Source organism: Pseudomonas sp. EGD-AK9 (genome assembly GCF_000465935.2).
Taxonomy (GTDB): Bacteria; Pseudomonadota; Gammaproteobacteria; order Pseudomonadales; family Pseudomonadaceae; genus Aquipseudomonas.
This window is the reverse complement of sequence record NZ_AVOF01000800.1, coordinates 1-694: the sequence shown is the minus strand read 5'-3', so window position 1 is coordinate 694 and position 694 is coordinate 1. Positions and strand designations below refer to the sequence as shown.

General features: G+C 70.0%; 1 protein-coding gene. It reads right to left on the bottom strand.

Annotated features, from left to right (window positions below; genetic code table 11):
• The coding region (locus N878_RS24255) for a DNA primase (RefSeq protein ID WP_021446075.1) at positions 1-694 on the bottom strand (694 nt) is incomplete at both ends.

Sequence of the window (694 nt, the reverse complement as noted above, 5' to 3'; positions counted from 1 at the left end):
AGGCTCGGCAGGGTCGACTCCAGGGCGCGCCAGGCGGCGTTGCGCCCGGCGGCGTCGCCGTCGAAGCAGAACAGCACGCTGGGCACGATGCGGAACAGGCGCTTGAGATGCTCTTCGCTGGTGGCGGTACCCAGGGTCGCCACGGCATTGCGTAGGCCCTGCTGGGCCAGGGCGATGACGTCCATATAGCCCTCGACCACCATGATCTCGTCGAGGTCGCGGTTGTGCTTGCGCGCCTCGAACAGGCCGTAGAGCTCCTGGCCCTTGTGGAACACCGGGGTTTCCGGCGAGTTGAGGTACTTGGGCTTGTCGTCGCCCAGCACCCGGCCGCCGAAGGCGATCACCCGGCCGCGGCTGTCGCGGATGGGGAACATGATGCGGTCGCGGAAGCGGTCGTAGCGCCGGCCGTTCTCGGCGTTCTCGATCAGCAGGCCGGCGTCGATCATCGCCTTCTGCTGCAGGACGTCGCCGCCCAGTTGCTTGAGCAGGTTGTCCCAGCCGGGCGGGGCGAAGCCGAGGCCGAAGTCACGGGCGATCTCGCCGGTCAGGCCGCGGCCCTTGAGGTAGTCCACCGCGTACTTGCGCTGCGGGTGGCTCTTCAGCGCCTGGCGGTAGTGCTCGGCGGCGGCCTCCAGCAGCGGGTAGAGCGGCGAGTCCACCGGCTGGCGCGGCGTGCGCCCGCGCCCGCCTTCCT